At 72.9% G+C, this 16,921-nt stretch carries 18 protein-coding genes; 8 read left to right on the forward strand and 10 right to left on the reverse strand.

Annotated features, from left to right (window positions below):
• The coding region (locus IE249_RS38505; protein ID WP_229859284.1) for an FHA domain-containing protein at positions 1-695 on the reverse strand (695 nt) is incomplete at its 3' end.
• 328 nt (positions 696-1,023) lie between these two features.
• Between IE249_RS38505 and IE249_RS40120 the strand changes: the two genes are divergently transcribed.
• Positions 1,024-3,324 carry a streptophobe family protein gene (locus IE249_RS40120; RefSeq protein ID WP_444544814.1) on the forward strand — a complete coding sequence of 767 codons (2,301 nt, stop codon included), beginning with the start codon at positions 1,024-1,026 and terminating at the stop codon, positions 3,322-3,324.
• Between the two features lie 73 nt (positions 3,325-3,397).
• Entirely contained in the window at positions 3,398-4,606 is a 1,209-nt protein-coding gene (serB, locus tag IE249_RS26065; protein WP_189708487.1) for a phosphoserine phosphatase SerB, read from the forward strand.
• A 118-nt stretch (positions 4,607-4,724) separates the two neighbouring features.
• Here the strand turns inward: serB and IE249_RS26070 are convergent, their stop codons facing one another.
• From IE249_RS26070 to IE249_RS26080, 4 genes are all read right to left on the reverse strand, one after another.
• Entirely contained in the window at positions 4,725-5,243 is a 519-nt protein-coding gene (locus tag IE249_RS26070) for a SixA phosphatase family protein (protein WP_189708489.1), read from the reverse strand.
• A gap of 59 nt (positions 5,244-5,302) precedes the next feature.
• Complete coding sequence (locus IE249_RS26075; protein WP_189708491.1) at positions 5,303-5,509, reverse strand: hypothetical protein; 207 nt, start codon at positions 5,507-5,509, stop codon at positions 5,303-5,305.
• Positions 5,510-5,718: 209 nt separating this feature from the next.
• On the reverse strand, positions 5,719-5,838 hold the full coding sequence (locus tag IE249_RS39780) for an SGM_5486 family transporter-associated protein (protein WP_268249123.1): 120 nt from the start codon (positions 5,836-5,838) through the stop codon (positions 5,719-5,721).
• Between the two features lie 47 nt (positions 5,839-5,885).
• Positions 5,886-7,256 (reverse strand): CynX/NimT family MFS transporter, encoded by a 1,371-nt coding sequence (locus tag IE249_RS26080; RefSeq protein ID WP_229859286.1) that lies wholly within the window; start codon positions 7,254-7,256, stop codon positions 5,886-5,888.
• An 82-nt stretch (positions 7,257-7,338) separates the two neighbouring features.
• Between IE249_RS26080 and IE249_RS26085 the strand changes: the two genes are divergently transcribed.
• Complete coding sequence (locus tag IE249_RS26085) at positions 7,339-8,076, forward strand: FadR/GntR family transcriptional regulator (protein WP_189708495.1); 738 nt, start codon at positions 7,339-7,341, stop codon at positions 8,074-8,076.
• Positions 8,077-8,091: 15 nt separating this feature from the next.
• On the opposite strand, the gene IE249_RS26090 is transcribed toward IE249_RS26085, so the two are convergent.
• The 3 genes from IE249_RS26090 to fabG form a co-directional block, all read right to left on the reverse strand.
• Positions 8,092-8,439, reverse strand: a complete 348-nt coding sequence (locus IE249_RS26090; protein ID WP_189708497.1) for a hypothetical protein — start codon at positions 8,437-8,439, stop codon at positions 8,092-8,094.
• A gap of 208 nt (positions 8,440-8,647) precedes the next feature.
• Positions 8,648-9,415 (reverse strand): enoyl-ACP reductase FabI, encoded by a 768-nt coding sequence (gene fabI / locus IE249_RS26095; RefSeq protein WP_189708500.1) that lies wholly within the window; start codon positions 9,413-9,415, stop codon positions 8,648-8,650.
• Between the two features lie 5 nt (positions 9,416-9,420).
• Complete coding sequence (gene fabG / locus IE249_RS26100) at positions 9,421-10,125, reverse strand: 3-oxoacyl-[acyl-carrier-protein] reductase (RefSeq protein WP_189708502.1); 705 nt, start codon at positions 10,123-10,125, stop codon at positions 9,421-9,423.
• A gap of 249 nt (positions 10,126-10,374) precedes the next feature.
• Between fabG and IE249_RS26105 the strand changes: the two genes are divergently transcribed.
• From IE249_RS26105 to tyrS, 3 genes are read left to right on the forward strand one after another with little or no spacing between them, the layout of a single operon-like run.
• On the forward strand, positions 10,375-11,898 hold the full coding sequence (locus IE249_RS26105) for a TldD/PmbA family protein (protein ID WP_189708504.1): 1,524 nt from the start codon (positions 10,375-10,377) through the stop codon (positions 11,896-11,898).
• Positions 11,895-13,289 carry a TldD/PmbA family protein gene (locus tag IE249_RS26110; RefSeq protein ID WP_189708506.1) on the forward strand — a complete coding sequence of 465 codons (1,395 nt, stop codon included), beginning with the start codon at positions 11,895-11,897 and terminating at the stop codon, positions 13,287-13,289. The genes IE249_RS26105 and IE249_RS26110 overlap by 4 nt, the downstream gene beginning before the upstream one ends.
• A 56-nt stretch (positions 13,290-13,345) precedes the next feature.
• Entirely contained in the window at positions 13,346-14,614 is a 1,269-nt protein-coding gene (gene tyrS, locus IE249_RS26115) for a tyrosine--tRNA ligase (protein WP_189708507.1), read from the forward strand.
• Positions 14,615-14,710: 96 nt separating this feature from the next.
• Here tyrS and IE249_RS26120 read toward each other — a convergent pair whose 3' ends face one another.
• On the reverse strand, positions 14,711-14,998 hold the full coding sequence (locus tag IE249_RS26120; RefSeq protein ID WP_189708509.1) for a GlsB/YeaQ/YmgE family stress response membrane protein: 288 nt from the start codon (positions 14,996-14,998) through the stop codon (positions 14,711-14,713).
• Positions 14,999-15,279: 281 nt separating this feature from the next.
• Here IE249_RS26120 and IE249_RS26125 point away from each other — a divergent pair, with 281 nt between their 5' ends.
• Entirely contained in the window at positions 15,280-15,699 is a 420-nt protein-coding gene (locus IE249_RS26125; RefSeq protein WP_189708511.1) for a DUF3099 domain-containing protein, read from the forward strand.
• Positions 15,700-15,919: 220 nt separating this feature from the next.
• The gene (locus IE249_RS26130) at positions 15,920-16,138 is read left to right on the forward strand and encodes a hypothetical protein (protein ID WP_189708513.1); all 219 of its coding nucleotides are present in this window, start codon (positions 15,920-15,922) and stop codon (positions 16,136-16,138) included.
• 38 nt (positions 16,139-16,176) lie between these two features.
• Here IE249_RS26130 and IE249_RS26135 read toward each other — a convergent pair.
• The coding region (locus IE249_RS26135) for a GTP 3',8-cyclase MoaA (RefSeq protein ID WP_229859289.1) at positions 16,177-16,921 on the reverse strand (745 nt) is incomplete at its 5' end.

Below are 16,921 nucleotides of genomic sequence, written 5' to 3' on the forward strand. Positions count from 1 at the left end.
TTGACGTACGTGCCGTTGTGCGAGCCGAGGTCGCGGATCTCGAAGCGGCCGTCGGGGGTCGCGTGGAACTCCGCGTGGTTGCGGGAGACCTGCAGGTCGGAGACGACCAGGTCGTTCTCCAGGGCGCGGCCGATGCGCATCACGCGGCCGAGCGAGAACTGGTGGAACGTGGTCGGGCTGCGGTCGCCGTAGACCGGCGGCGCCCCCGCCGCGCCACCGGAGCCCTGCTGCTGCGGGATCGACGGCGTCTGCTGCGGCGGCTGCTGCCAGCCGGCCTGCGGCTGCGACGGCGGTGCCTGCGGCGCCTGGGCCTGCGGCGCCTGCTGGGCCCAGCCGGGGCCGGCGCCCTGAGCGGCGTACGGCTGCTGCTGGGGCCGGGCCTGCGGCGTGGCGACCGAGGCCGCGGCGCCGGAGAGGTTCAGGCGCGGTCCGTCGGTGGCGTTGCCCAGGTGGACGGCCGAGCCGGGGCCGATCTCCACCTGCTGGACCCTCTGGCCCCCCACGAACGTGCCGTTGGTGCTGCCGTGATCCTCGATGACCCAACTGCGGCCGTTGAAGCTGACCGTGGCATGCCGCCAGGAGACCCTGGCGTCGTCGAACACGATGTCCCCCTGCGGATCGCGTCCGAGGGTGTATGGCCGGGACGCATCGAGCGTCCAGGTCCGTCCGTTTGTTTCCAGTACGAGTTCCGGCACTCCATGCCCCACTGAGTTGTCCCCCGAGTTACCCCCATCACAGGGAGTCTAGGGATGTCGAACATCGTGGGGAACTATTTCAGGCTCCGCCCTCTGACCGAAAGCCGGGCCTTGTCATGAGTGCGTAACGCACGCTTCGACTGTTGGCGTTGACGGGGTTGAAACCGGGCCGGAGAGTGGTATTCCAGGCGAGGGGGACATGCGCGGCGGCATCGCCGCGCCGCGGATCGGGGGGTCTGCCATGAGTGCTGCCGAGCGAGTCGGGACCACTGCCGGTCACGGTGCCCGTCCGCCGTGGCCGGACGTGCTGTTGTCCGCGATCGCCTGTGTGAGCTGGGCGTTGGTGGGGATGGCGGGCACGGCCGCGCTCGGTCTGCATCTGCTGGGCGCGGACTCGGCGGCCTCGCTGGGGCCGATGACCGCCGCGGTGGTGGCACTTGGGGCGGGCGGTGCGGTGAAGCCGTCCGGGGACGTGTCCGCGTTCGGGCTCAAGGGGGCCGAGGCGCACACCGCCATCCAGATCACGCCACTGGGGGTGGGACTGGCCGGTGCGCTGCTGCTGTCGTACTTCTTCCTGCGGTCCCTGCGCCCGGCGGGAGTCGTGATCGCGCCGGGCGAACTGCTGGCGCGAGCGGGGGCGGTGGTGGCGCTGTTCGTGGCGATGATGGGCGGCCTCGCCTGGGCGGGGCACGACGTCGTCACGATCGACGGCGGCTCGCTCGGGCTCGACCGGCTGCCGGGCGGCGGGGGTTCGGGGGACGTGAGCATTCCCGGGCTCGGCGACCTCGGCAACATCGGCGGGCTGCTGCCGGACAACATCGGCAAGCTGATCGACGCCAAGGCGGCCGTGGGGTTCACCGTGGACACCGCGCCCACGCTGCTCGGCGGGCTCTGCTGGTCGGCGGGCGTCCTCCTCGTCGCCCTGCTCGCCTCGCGCCGCACCCCGCTGCCACGCGGCTGGCAGGCCGTTCACCGGGTCGTGCGGCCGGCCGTGTCGGCGCTGGTTTGCGTGTTACTTGTGGCGGTAGTCGCGGGGCTCGCGGCGGCCGGGTACGCGGCGATCGGGGACGCCCATCCCCGGCGCATCGCGGGGGCCGCGCTGCTCGGCGCGCCGAACGGGGTGTGGCTCGGCATCCCGGTCGGCCTGTTCGTGCCGTGGGACGGCAGGGCCACGGGCGAGCTGGCCAAGTTGCTGCCCCATCCGCTGGACCAGTTGCTGACCGTCCAATCGGACCAGCCGGTCACGCTGGGGCGGCTGGCCCAACTGGACGGCCGCGTGTGGCTGCTGGGGGTCGCGGCGGCGCTGACGATGCTGCTGGCGGGGGTGCTGACGGCGGTACGCACTCCCGTGGCCGCCGGTCCCCCGGCGCCGGGGAGCGGCCGGGGCTCGGGCTCCCTCGGGTTCGCGGGGCGGTGCGCGCTGCGGCTGGGCGTCGTGACCGCGCTGGCCCTTCCGCTCCTCGCCTGGCTGACGGAGGTGTCCGTCGACGCCTCGCTGTCGGTACTGGGCTTCGACGCGTTCGGCGCGGGGATCGAGTTGCACGGGCACCTCGGTACGGCGCTGCTGCTGGGCGCCGTGTGGGGCGCCGGCGCGGGTGCGGCCGGCGCCCTTCTGGCGACCGCGGCGGGAGCAGCGGGCCGCCGGGCGTCACCACTGGCCCTGGGCGCCGCGGGAGGCCCCGCGACACCGGTCCCGGCGGCAGGCACCGCAGGGCGGGGTGCGGGTGCCCCCGCGGGGAGCCCGGCGGCGGGCGCCGCGGGGTACGGCGCGGGCGCCTGCGGGGGAAGCCCGGCGGTGGGTGCCGCCGGGTACGGCGCGGTCTCCGGGGGGAGTCCGGCGGGCGGCATCGGAGGGCGGCGGGACGGGGAGGCGGGAGGCTGGGAGGCCACCCGCCGGTGGGGCGGAGCGGAGGAGCCGAGGCCGGGCACCACCCGGGAATGGGGCGGGGCCGCCGGGCCGGGAGAACCCCACGGATCCGGGAACCAGCAGGCGGGACCTTATGCGGCCGGGCCGCCGGGACGGGACGGGCGGGTGGAGCCGTACGCACCGGGATACGGACGCGGCGCACCCGGTGCGCGCGGATCCCGGGACGGGCGGGTGGAGCCGTACGCACCGGGATACGGACGCGGCGCACCCGGTGCGCGCGGATCCCGGGACGGGCGGGCGGGGACACCAGCCTCCGGAGCCCGGGGCGGGCGCGCGGGGTCTGGTGGTCCCCGGGACGGGGACGGGCCGGTGGGGTCTGGTGGTGCCCAGAACCGGGACGGGTCGGCTGGACGTGCCGCTTCCGGGTCGGGCACTCCCGGCTCCGGGCCCCGGGGCGGGGGCGGGCCGGCAGGGTCACGTGGGGCCGGGGAAGGCGGCGCGGACGGGCAGGCCGGGCCCTATGTGCCGGGGGTGCCCTACCGGCCGCCGAATGCCGCCACGAATCCCTACCTCCAGTTGCCCGGCGAGGTGCGGGACGGGGACGAGGACGTCGCCGGGGCTCCGACGATGATCGGGCCGGTACCGCCGCCGCCACCGCGGCCGCCCGAGCGACGGCCGCGCCCCCGCGCGGGCGAGTGGCCGCCGCCCCCGCCCGACGACGCTCCCCCGCCGCCGAGGCCTCCCCGGGCGCCGAAGAAGTGACGGTCCGAATACCTGTCCGCCAGGCGGACCTGAGGGGCGTGAGGCACTGGGTGCCGGATACGGTGGAAACACCATGAGCGCTTCGCAGACTGCCGACGAACCCACCCTTCTCGTCAAGATCTTCGGGAAGGACAGGCCGGGCATCACGGCCGGACTCTTCGACACCCTCGCCGCCTACTCCCTCGACGTGGTCGACATCGAGCAGGTCGTCACCCGTGGCCGGATGGTGCTGTGCGCGCTCGTCACCCAGCCCCCCGCCGGGCTCGAGGGCGACCTGCGGGCCACCGTGCACAGCTGGGCCGAGTCGATGAAGATGCAGGCCGAGATCATCTCCGGCCGGGGCGACAACCGGCCGCGCGGCTCGGGGCGCTCCCTGGTCACCGTGCTCGGCCATCCGCTCACCGCCGAGGCGACCGCCCAGATCGCGGCACGGATCACCAAGGCCGGGGGCAACATCGACCGTATCTTCCGGCTCGCCAAGTACCCGGTCACGGCAGTGGAGTTCGCGGTGTCCGGCGTGGAGACCGAACCGCTGCGCACCGCACTGGCCACCGACGCGGCGGCACTGGGTGTCGATGTCGCGGTGGTCGCGGCGGGCCTGCACCGGCGGGCGCAGCGCCTGGTCGTGATGGACGTGGACTCCACGCTCATCCAGGACGAGGTGATCGAGCTCTTCGCCGCGCACGCCGGCTGCGAGGACAAGGTCGCCGAGGTGACGGCCGCCGCGATGCGCGGGGAACTGGACTTCGAGCAGTCGCTGCACGCGCGTGTGGCGCTGCTCCAGGGGCTGGACGCCTCGGTGGTGGACAAGGTCCGCAGCGAGGTCCGGCTCACGCCGGGCGCGCGCACCCTGATCCGTACGCTCAAGCGGCTCGGCTACCAGGTGGGTGTCGTCTCGGGCGGGTTCACCCAGGTCACCGACGACCTCAAGGAGCGGCTGGGCCTGGACTTCGCGCAGGCCAACACCCTGGAGATCGTCGACGGCAGGCTCACCGGCCGGGTCACCGGCGAGATCGTCGACCGGGCGGGCAAGGCACGGCTGCTGCGGAGGTTCGCCGCGCAGGCGGGCGTGCCGTTGTCGCAGACGGTGGCGATCGGGGACGGGGCCAACGATCTGGACATGCTCAACGCGGCCGGTCTCGGGGTCGCCTTCAACGCCAAGCCGGTGGTCCGGGAGGCGGCGCACACGGCGGTGAACGTGCCGTTCCTGGACACGGTCCTGTATCTGCTCGGGGTCACCCGCGAGGAGGTCGAGGCGGCCGACGCCCACGAGGAGCACTGAGCCCCCAGTACGCCATGAGGCCCGGCGCCCTCCAGGGCTGCCGGGCCTCCCGCGCGGGGCACTCGTCCCGTGCGGACCGCCGGGGCGGGCCCCGCGCGGACCGAGCGCGGGGGTGCGGTCAGTCCGAGGGCGCCCAGTAGTCGAGCAGCGTGGCCACGCCCGGCTCCAGGCTCTTCCAGGAGCCGTCGAAGGAGACGACGGCGAAGGCGGCGGCGGGGAAGCCGCGGCGGCTCATCCGCTCGCGGGCCTCCGGTTCGGCGGAGCCGGACAGCACCTCGGCCAGGCCCTGGACGCCCGGGTTGTGGCCGATCAGGACGAGGTTCTGCACGTCGTCCGGCGTCTCGTTGAGCACGGTGATCAGTTCGCCGGGCGAAGCCTCGTAGACCCGCTCCTCATAGACGGTTTTCGGCCGGTGCGGCAGTTCGTGGACGGCGAGCTTCCAGGTCTCGCGGGTGCGGGCCGCGGTCGAGCACAGGGCCAGGTCGATGGGGATGCCGGTGTCGGCCAGCTTGCGTCCGGCGACCGCGGCGTCCGTGCGGCCACGCTCGGCGAGCGGTCGCTCGTGGTCGGTCACCTGGGGCCAGTCGGCTTTCGCATGCCGGAAGAGGACAATCCTGCGGGGTTCTGCGACGCTCATGGCTCCCAGCTTCGCATGAAACAGGCCACGGGGCGCAGGGAGTTGACATGCGGCTTTCTTCAGCGGGCCAGCAGTTCCTGCGCGCGCTGAAGCAGCTGGGTGACGGCGGGGTCGCCGGTTGCCGCATGCGCGTTCGACGGGTTCAGTATCAGGGCCAGCAGCGTGATGAAGGCGAGGGCCGGGAGGGCCAGGGCCCACCACGGCAGCCGGTTGCCGGCGCCGCCCCGGGACGCCGTGTGGGGCCGGGTGTACGTAGGGGCCGACATGATCGCCTCCGCTGGTCTTCGAGTGGTCCTGGGACCGCCGCCCGCGGTCACATCTCGAAGTTACGGAAAGGGCGCCCCGCGGCCCATCCGGTGATCCACCCACTTGACCCTGACCCTGGCCCCCTAGGGGATGGTGGTGCCAGCCCTACCAAGGGGTCGGCGCGGCGGGATCCGGACCGGTGCGACGGGACACGGGATCAGGGCGCGGCTCAGGGCGAGGCGATGGTCGCGACGATGGCGATGATCACGAAGATGGCGAAGAACGAGCCGAAGACGAGCAGCATCTTCTTCTGGCCGTTCGGCGGGTTGGGATCGAGCACAGGCTGCATGCGCCCAGTCTCGCACCCTTCGCCCGCGACACGGCCCCCGGGGGCTCTCAGCGCGTCGCCTCCTCCTCCACCGTGCGGTCGCGTCCGGCCAGGCAGCCCACCACCATCTGCGGGATCATCAGCGCGGCCATGAGCGCGATCGGCAGCCCCCAGCCGCCGCTGCTCTGGTACAGCACGCCGACCAGCAGCGGCCCCGGAATGGAGATCAGGTAGCCGGTGCTCTGCGCGAACGCCGACAACTGGGCCACGCCCGCGCCGGTGCGGGCCCGCATGCCGACCATGGTGAGCGCGAGCGGGAAGGCGCAGTTGGACACGCCGAGGAGCAGGGCCCACGCCCAGGCGCCGGCGGCCGGCGCGAAGTACAGGCCGGCGTAGCCGGCGAGGCCGCAGACGCCGAGCACCAGCACGATCGGGCCCTGGCGGGGCAGCCGGGTGGCCACGCGCGGGATGACGAAGGCGAGCGGCACGCCCATGACCATGGTGACGGCGAGCAGCAGTCCGGCCGTCCCGGCGGGCACGCCCGCGTCGCGGAAGATCTGCGCCATCCAGCCCATGGTGATGTAGGCGGCGGTGGCCTGGAGGCCGAAGAACACGGCCAGCGCCCAGGCCGTACGGCTCCGGGTGATCCGCAGCGCCGGTGACTGCGCCTCCCGCGCGGGAGCCCGCTCCTCACCGGCACCGGACCCCTCGTCCCGCGCGGGCTCCCGCCCGGCCCGCGCCCGCCCGGAAGGCGCCGATCCCCTCCCCCGGTCCGCCGATCCCCGCTCCCGTATCAGAGGCAGCCACGGCAGTACGGCGACCGCGGCGAGCGCGGCCCACGCGGCGAGCCCCGCCTGCCAGCCGCCGCCGAGCGCGCCGGTCAGCGGCACGGTCGCGGCGGCGGCGGCCGAGGTGCCGAGCGCCAGGGCCATCGAGTACAGGCCGGTCATGGACCCGACCCGGTCGGGGAACCAGCGCTTGACGATGACCGGCATGAGGACGTTGCTGACGGCGATGCCCATGAGGGCGAGCGCGCTGGCGGCCACGAACGCGAACGTGCCGCCGGCGTACGGCCGGATCAGCAGGCCCGCGGTGATGGCGGTCATGCCCGCGCACACCACGGCCGGGAGTCCGAAGCGGCGGGCGAGCCGGGGCGCCATGACACCGAAGACGGCGAAGCACAGCGGGGGCACCGAGGTGAGCACACCGGCCACGCTGCCGCTCATGCCGAGCCCGTCGCGGACCTCCTCCAGGAGCGCCCCGAGGCTGGTGATGGCGGGGCGCAGGTTCAGCGCCGACAGCACGATGCCGACGACGACCAGACGCATGGTCCACGCGCGCGTGGGGCCCGCCGTGCGGGGCTCCCCGGGGGCGGCGGTCGCGGCCGGTGCGGGGTGGGTCGTTGTCGTCGTCGTCCGGGTCGTCTCCTCGCGTGCCATGGGATCCATCATAGAATCATGGGATGATTGGCTGTCCATGGCCCGGGACCCGCTCCCGGCGCCCCGCGTGCGAAGGTGTGCCATGCCCCTGAGCCATCCGCGCCGCTCGGCGCTGTCCGAGCAGGTCATCGCCGCGCTGCGGAACCAGATCACCTCGGGCGAGTGGCCGGTCGGCTCCCGCATCCCCACGGAGCCCGAGCTGGTGGAGCAGCTCGGGGTGGCCCGCAACACCGTCCGCGAGGCGGTCCGCGCCCTCGCGCACAACGGCCTGCTCGACATCCGCCAGGGCTCGGGCACGTACGTGGTGGCCACCAGCGAACTGGCGGGCGTGATGCACCGCCGCTTCGCGGGCGCCGACGCGCGGCACATCGCGGAACTGCGCTCGACCCTGGAGTCGGCCGCGGCGAGGCTGGCCGCCGAGCGACGCACCGAGAAGGACCTCAAGCAACTGCACGCTCAGTTGCTGCGCCGCGAGGAGGCCTGGGAGTCCGGTGACACGGAGGCGTTCGTGACCGCGGACTCCACCTTCCACCTGGCGGTCGTGGCCGCCTCCCACAACGACGTCATGACCGCGATGTACGCGGACCTCGGCGAGGTGCTGCGGGACTGGCTGCGCGCGGACGTCGGCGCCGAGCTGACGCCGGACACGTACATGGACCACACCCGGCTGCTCGACGCGATCCGCGCGGGCGACGCCGAGGCCGCCGGGGTGGAGGCGGCGAGCTATCCGTTCCAGTGCCGTACCGGCCGGCTCCAGGGCCTCTCTTCCGGATCTTGCCGCCGGTCGCCCGGCAGGCGAGGCAACTCGGAGCCGGCCTGACCCGGAAGAAAGGCTTCAGTCCGGTTCGTGGCTGACCCAGGCCGAGCGGACCTCCATCCAGCAGCGGCCGGTCAGCCGCACGGTCTGCGCGGGTCCCACGTCCACCGGTGAGCCGTCGCTGTCCAGGTCCCACCAGCGGGCGCACTCGATGTGCAGGCCGACCCGGTCCGTCTCGGGGTACGGGTTGTGGCAGTAGGCGGTCACCCGTGACCCGGAGACGCCGGTGCGGCAGGTGGCGCCGAACGGTTCGGCCGCCGTGGGCGGGCCGGTCCGCACGCGCGCGTGCGGCATCGCCTCGTAAGGCAGGGACAGTACGAGAGCCACGGCCACGGTCACCGAGGCCACGCTGCGGGACAGGCGCACAGGGACCTCCTCGGCCGGGCTGGGGAGGAAAACGTGAGGTGAGGGGCGTACTACAAGCGTCGACCCGCCGGCCGCGCCCCGCCCGGCCGGGTACTCCGACCGGGTGAACGGAGCGGCTGCCGCCGTCGGACGCCCCGGAACGCGCGAGGGCCCGCACCCCCGAAGGGGCGCGGGCCCGTGTGCTGTGCGCCGCCGGAGGCGGCAGCCGTCAGGCGCCGACGGCGTGCAGACCGCCGTCCACGTGGATGATCTCGCCGGTGGTCTTCGGGAACCAGTCGCTCAGCAGCGCCACGACACCGCGGCCGGCCGGCTCGGGGTCCTTCAGGTCCCACTCCAGCGGGGCACGGGTGTCCCAGACGGAGGCGAGCTCGCCGAAGCCGGGGATGGACTTGGCGGCCATGGAGCCGATCGGGCCCGCGGAGATGAGGTTGGTGCGGACGTTCTGCTTGCCGAGGTCGCGCGCCAGGTACCGGTTGACGGCCTCCAGGGCGGCCTTGGCCGGGCCCATCCAGTCGTACTGCGGCCACGCGTACTGCGCGTCGAAGGTGAGCCCCACCACCGAGCCGCCGTTCTGCATCAGCGGCAGGCAGGCCATGGTCAGCGACTTCAGGGAGAACGCCGAGACGTGCATGGCGGTGGACACCGACTCGAACGGCGTGTTGAGGAAGTTGCCGCCGAGCGCGTCCTGCGGCGCGAAGCCGATGGAGTGCACTACGCCGTCGAGCCCGCCGAGCTCCTCGCCGACCACGTCGGCCAGGCGCCCGAGGTGCTCGTCGTTGGTGACGTCGAGCTCGATGACCTTGGTGGGCTTGGGGAGCTTCTTGGCGATGCGCTCGGTCAGGGTGGGCCGCGGGAAGGCGGTGAGGATGATCTCCGCGCCCTGCTCCTGAGCCAGCTTGGCGGTGTGGAAGGCGATGGAGGACTCCATCAGCACACCGGTGATCAGGACGCGCTTGCCCTCGAGGATTCCGCTCATGGTGATCAGTGACCCATTCCCAGTCCGCCGTCAACCGGGATGACGGCTCCAGTGATGTACGAGGCCTCGTCCGAGGCGAGGAACCGCACCGCAGCGGCGACTTCCTCCGGCTGCGCGTATCGGCCGAGCGGCACCTGCGACATGATCGCCTCGCGCTGCTCGTCGTTGAGCGCGCGGGTCATGTCGGTGTCGACGAAGCCGGGGGCGACGACGTTGAAGGTGATGTTGCGCGAGCCCAGCTCACGGGCGAGGGAGCGCGCGAAGCCGACGAGGGCGGCCTTGGAGGCGGCGTAGTTGGCCTGGCCGGCCGAGCCGAGCAGGCCGACCACGGAGGAGACCAGGACGACGCGGCCCTTCTTGGCGCGCAGCATGCCCCGGTTGGCACGCTTGACGACGCGGAAGGTGCCGGTGAGGTTGGTGTCGATGACCGAGGTGAAGTCCTCCTCGGTCATCCGCATGAGCAGCTGGTCCTTGGTGACGCCGGCGTTGGCGATCAGCACCTCGACCGGACCCTGCTCGGCCTCGATCTCCTTGTAGGCCTGCTCCACCTGCTCGGGGTCGGTGATGTCGCACTTGACGGCGAAGAAACCGGCCGGCGGCTCCCCCGAGCGGTACGTGATCGCGACCTGGTCGCCGGCGTCGGCGAACGCGCGGGCGATGGCGAGGCCGATGCCCCGGTTGCCTCCGGTGACGAGAACCGAGCGGCTCAACGGATCACCCTTTCGTAGCGGTCTCTAGGCGTTCCGGCTGTTCACCCGGACACGCGGATGACAGGCGGCTTCACCGAAAACCTATCGGTACCGCCGCGACGGCGGACAAGCGGGCACCGACAGTGACGTGCGGGACTCACTGTCGAGTCCCTACAGAAAACAGCGGACTCGGCCCGCAAACATGTGGTCCCCGCCGCCGCCCGCGCGACATGATCGGAGCCACAGGCGACGACAGCAGGGAGATCCCCGGTGCCACATACGATCGACGAGGCCTTCACGGCCCTTCCCCTACGCGCCCTCGCCGACGCGGCGCTCGCGCGGGCGCGTGCGCTGGGCGCGGAGCACGCGGACTTCCGGTTCGAGCGGGTGCGCAGCGCGTCCTGGCGGCTGAGGGACGCGCGGCCGTCGGGGTCGTCGGACACCACCGACCTCGGGTACGCGGTGCGGGTCGTGCACGGCGGGACGTGGGGCTTCGCCTCGGGTGTGGACCTGACCATGGACGCGGCGGCGCGGGTGGCCACGCAGGCCGTGGCGATGGCGAAGCTGTCCGCGCGGATCATCAGGGCCGCCGGGTCGGACGAGCGCGTGGAGCTGGCCGGGGAGCCGGTGCACGCGGAGAAGACGTGGGTGTCGTCGTACGAGATCGACCCGTTCTCCGTGCCGGACGAGGAGAAGACCGCGCTGCTCGCCGAGTGGAGTTCGCGGCTGCTGGCGGGCGACGGCGTCAACCATGTCGACGCCTCCCTGCTGACGGTGCACGAGAACAAGTTCTACGCCGACACGGCGGGGACCGTGACCACGCAGCAGCGGGTGCGGCTGCATCCGCAGCTGACCGCCGTGTCGGTGGACGAGTCCAGCGGGGAGTTCGACTCCATGCGCACGCTGGCGCCGCCCGCCGGGCGCGGCTGGGAGTACCTGACGGGGACCGGCTGGGACTGGGAGGGCGAGCTGGAGCGGATTCCGGGACTGCTGGCCGAGAAGATGCGCGCGCCGAGCGTCGAGGCGGGGGTCTACGACCTCGTGGTCGACCCCTCCAACCTGTGGCTGACCATCCACGAGTCCATCGGGCACGCCACCGAGCTGGACCGCGCGCTCGGCTACGAGGCCGCCTACGCCGGCACCTCCTTCGCCACCTTCGACCAGCTCGGCAAGCTGCGGTACGGCTCCGAGCTGATGAACGTCACCGGTGACCGCACCGCAGAGCACGGCCTGGCCACGGTCGGCTACGACGACGAGGGCGTCGAGGCGCAGTCGTGGGACCTGGTGAAGGAGGGGACGCTGGTCGGCTACCAGCTGGACCGCAGGATCGCGCGGCTGACCGGGTTCGAGCGGTCCAACGGGTGCGCCTTCGCCGACTCCCCCGGGCACGTGCCCGTGCAGCGCATGGCGAACGTGTCGCTGAGGCCGGATCCGGCCGGGATGTCCACCGAGGACCTGATCGGCGGGGTGGACCGGGGGATCTACGTGGTCGGGGACCGGTCGTGGTCCATCGACATGCAGCGCTACAACTTCCAGTTCACCGGGCAGCGCTTCTTCCGGATCGAGAACGGGCGGCTGACCGGGCAGCTGCGCGACGTCGCCTACCAGGCGACCACCACCGACTTCTGGGGCTCCATGGCGGCGGTCGGCGGCCCGCAGACCTACGTCCTGGGCGGCGCCTTCAACTGCGGCAAGGCCCAGCCGGGCCAGATCGCGGCCGTCTCGCACGGCTGTCCCTCGGCCCTGTTCCGGGGCGTCAACATTCTGAACACCACCCAGGAGGCCGGTCGATGAGCCCGCGCACCAGCAAGCCGCACGAGGTCGTCGAGCGGGCTCTTTCCCTGTCCCGGGCCGACGGTTGCGTCGTGATCGCCGACGAGCACTCCACCGCAAACCTGCGCTGGGCGGGCAACGCGCTGACCACGAACGGCGTCACGCGCGGGCGCACGCTCACCGTCATCGCGACCGTCGACGGCAAGGAGGGCACCGCCTCCGGTGTCGTGTCCCGGTCGGCGGTGACGGACGACGAGCTGGAGCCGCTGGTGCGGGCCGCCGAGGCCGCCGCGCACGGCGCCGGGCCCGCCGAGGACGCCCAGCCGCTGGTCACGGACGTACCGCAGTCCCCCGACTTCACCGACGCGCCCGCCGAGACCTCCTCGGCGGTGTTCGCCGACTTCGCGCCGGCGCTCGGCGAGTCCTTCGCACGCGCGCGTGCCGGCGGGCGCGAGCTGTACGGCTTCGCCAACCACGAGCTGGTGTCGACCTACCTCGGCACGTCGACGGGGCTGCGTCTGAGGCACGACCAGCCCAACGGCACGCTGGAGCTGAACGCCAAGTCCCCGGACCGTACGCGCTCGGCGTGGGCGGGGCGTGCCACGCGGGACTTCAAGGACGTCGACCCGGCGGCGCTGGACGCGGAGCTCGCCGTACGGCTCGGCTGGGCCGAGCGGCGGATCGAGCTGCCCGCGGGCCGCTACGAGACGCTGCTGCCGCCCACCGCGGTCGCGGACCTGCTGATCTACCAGATGTGGTCGGCCTCGGGCCGGGACGCGGCGGAGGGGCGCACGGTGTTCTCGCGCCCCGGCGGCGGCACCCGCGTCGGCGACCGGCTCAGCGAGCTGCCGCTGAGCCTGCGCAGCGACCCGCACGAGCCGGGGCTGGAGTGCGCCCCGTTCGTGGTCGCGCACTCCTCCGGGGACGACCGGTCGGTGTTCGACAACGGGCTGCCGGTGCGGGCGACCGAGTGGATCGGCGGCGGGGAGCTGCGGAACCTGCTGACCACCCGGCACAGCGCGGGCCTGACCGGGCTGCCGCTGGCGCCCTCGGCGGGGAACCTGATCCTGGACGGCGGCGACGACCGCTCGGCCGAGGAGATGGTGGCCGGCACCGAGCGCGGGCTGCTGCTGACCTGCCTGTGGTACATCCGCGAGGTGGACCCCGCGACGCTGCTGCTCACGGGCCTGACCCGGGACGGGGTGTACCTGGTGGAGAACGGCGAGGTGACCGGCCAGGTCAACAACTTCCGGTTCAACGAGTCGCCGGTGGACCTGCTGGGCCGGGCGGCCGAGGCGGGGCGCACCGAGCGGACGCTGCCCAGGGAGTGGAGCGACTACTTCACCAGGGCGGCGATGCCCATGCTCCGCGTCCCGGATTTCAACATGAGCTCTGTCAGTCAGGGCGTATAACCTCGTAGTCGGCTGTCACCCGACTGCCCCGCGATCACCGAGGAGACAAGAGAACCGTGACGGACATCGTCGACGAGCTGAAGTGGCGGGGGCTGTTCGCCCTGTCCACTGACGAGGACGCTTTGCGCAAGGCGCTCGCGGACGGTCCCGTCACGTTCTATTGCGGCTTCGACCCGACCGCGCCGTCCCTGCACGTCGGGCACCTGGTCCAGGTGCTCACCGTGCGCCGGCTCCAGCAGGCCGGGCACCGGCCGCTGGCGCTGGTCGGCGGCGCCACGGGCCTGATCGGCGACCCGCGCCCCACGGCGGAGCGCACGCTCAACGATCCGGAGACGGTGGCCGGCTGGGTGGGCAGGCTGCGCGGCCAGATCGAGCCGTTCCTGTCCTTCGAGGGCGAGAACGCCGCGGTCATGGTGAACAACCTCGACTGGACCCAGGGCCTGTCCGCGATCGAGTTCCTGCGGGACATCGGCAAGCACTTCCGCGTCAACAAGATGCTGACGAAGGACTCCGTGGCCCGGCGCCTGGAGTCCGACCAGGGCATCAGCTACACGGAGTTCAGCTACCAGATCCTCCAGGGCATGGACTTCCTCCAGCTCTACCGGCGGTACGGCTGCACGCTCCAGCAGGGCGGCAGCGACCAGTGGGGCAACCTGACGGCGGGGCTCGACCTGATCCACCGGCTGGAGCCCGAGGCCGAGGTGCACGCGCTGGCGACGCCGCTGATGACGAAGGCGGACGGCACCAAGTTCGGCAAGACCGAGGGCGGCGCGGTCTGGCTCGACCCGGAGATGACGACGCCGTACGCGTTCTACCAGTTCTGGCTGAACGTGGACGACCGTGACATCTCCCGCTACCTGCGCATCCTGTCCTTCAAGTCCCGCGAGGAACTTGAGGAGCTGGAGCGGCAGACCGAGGAGCGCCCGCAGGCCCGGGCCGCGCAGCGCGCGCTGGCCGAGGAGCTGACGACGCTGGTGCACGGCGCGGACCAGACCGCCGCCGTGATCGCCGCGTCCAGGGCGCTGTTCGGCCAGGGCGAGCTGGCGGAGCTGGACGGGCGGACGCTGACCGCGGCGCTGTCCGAGGTGCCGCACGTCCAGGTGGCCGAGCTCGGCCCGGTCGTCGACCTGTTCGCCGAGGTCGGCCTGGTGGCCAGCAAGTCGGCCGCCCGCCGCACGGTGAAGGAGGGCGGCGCCTACGTGAACAACGTCAAGGTCACCGCCGAGGACGCGGTCCCCGCCAAGGAGGACCTGCTGCACGGGCGCTGGCTGGTGCTGCGCCGGGGCAAGAAGAACCTGGCGGCGGTCGAGGTCACCGGCGGCTGAGGCGCCGCCCGCACGGTGGCCGGCACCGCGTCCGCGCGGGCGCGGTGCCGGCCACCGGCTACAGCGACCGGCTACCGGCTCCGGCTCCGGCTCCGGCTACCGGGCGGATCGCTGGAGCTTCCTGTTGCCCCACAGCGCCATGTAGGCGGCGTCGCCCAGGGCGACGATGATGATGGCGGCGACCAGCTGGAAGATGTGGCGGATCCAGTCGATGCCGGACGTCTCGCCGACGCCGGCCGCGACGGCGACCGCGTTGCCGACGATCGCGCCGAGGATGCCGAAGATGGTGGTCAGCCAGAGCGGGCTGTGCTGTTTGCCGGGAATGACCGCCTTGGCGATCAGGCCCAGCACAAAGCCCACGATGATCGCCCACAACCAGCCCATGGCCGCCTCCTCGTCCGGTCCGACATGAGCATTACGCCCAGTGTCGGCGCGCCGGCCGCGCCCTGCCCGCCCGGCGCGGCCGTACGGACGAAGGCGTGGGCCCGCCGGCGCCGGCGCGGGGGCCGTTCGCGCTGGCAGGAGGGCGCCCCACTCTCGATGCGGCCACGGGCGCGGCGTACCTTGGAGGTGTGCGTGCCGGTGTCCCGACCGGTCACGGACCGGACACGGGACGGGGAACTGTCCGATACGGACGATCCGATGCGGACGGATGGTGGAAAGTGATGCGGAAACAGCACGGCGACGGCAACGCCCAGGTTTTCCGGATCACGGGGGCCCGGACGGGCCTCCAGGAGGACGTGCGCGGCCGGCAGCGGCGCTACGTCATCTCGATGACGGTCCGCACCCTGTCGGTGATCCTCGCCGTGTCGCTGTGGAACGTCGAGCGGTACGTGGCGATCGCGGCCCTGGTGCTCGGTCTCGTCCTGCCCTACGTCGCGGTGGTCATCGCCAACGCGGGGCGGGAGAACGCGCCGGATCTGCCGGGTACGTTCGTGGCCATGCCGACGCGACCGATGATCACGCCGCCGCGCTCGGACGACGCGTTCGCCAAGTCCGGCCCGGAGGACGGGTCGGACGGCACCGCGGCGGGAGCGAAGGGCGAGGCGCCCCGGCACCAGCGTGCCGACGCGGACGGGGTGTGACCAGGACGCCCCCCGTGGCTCCAGGACCGGGGGTGCCGCACCGCCGCGGGAAGCTCAGGAAAACCTCAGATCAATCATGTTGTTCCGGTGCCGGGGGGCGGGTGACCCATGACATACTGCGTACGCGCTCCGCATCCCCCGTCGGAGCGACAGACCGACGCCGGGCAGCTCCCCCCGTGGCTGCTCGGCGTCGCCTTGTTTGCGTGGCTGTGAGAAACCTGTGACTGACGACATCCCGATCTGCTCCGCCAAGGGCTGCCATGCCGCGGCCGTGTGGGTGCTGGCGTGGAACAACCCGAAGATCCACACGCCGGAGCGCCGCAAGACGTGGCTGGCGTGCGAGGAGCACCGTGAGCACCTGTCGCAGTTCCTCGGGGTGCGCGGGTTCCTGAAGGACGTGGTCCCCTTCGCCGAGTGGTCCGCGGCAGCGGACGGCTGACCCGAAGCCGCGGACGCCGGCCCGAAGCCGCGGGACCGCTAGCCGCCGATCGCGGACATCGGCCGGTCGGGCTGCACGAAGGACGGGTCGTCCAGGCCCGCGCCTGCCTTCTTGCCCCACATGGCCAGCCGCCAGATCCGGGCGATCTCCTCGTCCGGGGCGCCGGAGCGCAGGGCGCCGCGCAGGTCGGTCTCCTCGGTGGCGAACAGGCAGGTGCGTATCTGGCCGTCGGCCGTCAGGCGGGTGCGGTCGCAGGCCGCGCAGAACGGGCGGGTGACGGAGGCGATGACGCCGACGCGGTGCGGTCCGCCGTCCACGATCCAGCGCTCGGCGGGGGCCGAGCCGCGCTCCTCGGCGCCCTCGGGGGTGAGCTCGAAACGGGTGCGCAGGGAGGCGAGGATGTCGCCCGCGGTGACCATGCCCTCGCGCTTCCAGCCGTGCTGGGCGTCCAGGGGCATCTGCTCGATGAACCGCAGCTCGTAGTCGTGCTCGACGGCCCAGGCGAGCAGGTCGGGGGCCTCCTCCTCGTTCAGCCCGGGCATCAGGACCGTGTTGACCTTGACGGGGGTCAGGCCGGCGTCGCGGGCGGCGCGCAGGCCCTCGATGACGTCCTTGTGGCGGTCACGGCGGGTGAGGGTCTTGAAGACGTCCGGGCGGAGGGTGTCCAGGGAGACGTTGACCCGGTCCAGGCCGGCCGCCTTCAGGGCGGCGGCGGTGCGTCCGAGGCCGATGCCGTTGGTGGTGAGGGAGGTCTGGGGGCGGGGCCGGAGGGCCGTGACGCGC

The organism is Streptomyces anandii JCM 4720, assembly GCF_014650655.1.
GTDB classification, from domain to species: Bacteria; Actinomycetota; Actinomycetes; order Streptomycetales; family Streptomycetaceae; genus Streptomyces; species Streptomyces anandii.

Coding starts and splice junctions, on each gene's coding strand:
- serB (WP_189708487.1), top strand. CDS start 3,398: ATGAGCGCTTCGCAGACTGCCGACGAACCCACCCTTCTCGTCAAGATC.
- IE249_RS26070 (WP_189708489.1), bottom strand. CDS start 5,243: ATGAGCGTCGCAGAACCCCGCAGGATTGTCCTCTTCCGGCATGCGAAA.
- IE249_RS26075 (WP_189708491.1), bottom strand. CDS start 5,509: ATGTCGGCCCCTACGTACACCCGGCCCCACACGGCGTCCCGGGGCGGC.
- IE249_RS39780 (WP_268249123.1), bottom strand. CDS start 5,838: ATGCAGCCTGTGCTCGATCCCAACCCGCCGAACGGCCAGAAGAAGATG.
- IE249_RS26080 (WP_229859286.1), bottom strand. CDS start 7,256: ATGGCACGCGAGGAGACGACCCGGACGACGACGACAACGACCCACCCC.
- IE249_RS26085 (WP_189708495.1), top strand. CDS start 7,339: ATGCCCCTGAGCCATCCGCGCCGCTCGGCGCTGTCCGAGCAGGTCATC.
- fabI (WP_189708500.1), bottom strand. CDS start 9,415: ATGAGCGGAATCCTCGAGGGCAAGCGCGTCCTGATCACCGGTGTGCTG.
- IE249_RS26110 (WP_189708506.1), top strand. CDS start 11,895: ATGAGCCCGCGCACCAGCAAGCCGCACGAGGTCGTCGAGCGGGCTCTT.
- IE249_RS26120 (WP_189708509.1), bottom strand. CDS start 14,998: ATGGGCTGGTTGTGGGCGATCATCGTGGGCTTTGTGCTGGGCCTGATC.
- IE249_RS26125 (WP_189708511.1), top strand. CDS start 15,280: ATGCGGAAACAGCACGGCGACGGCAACGCCCAGGTTTTCCGGATCACG.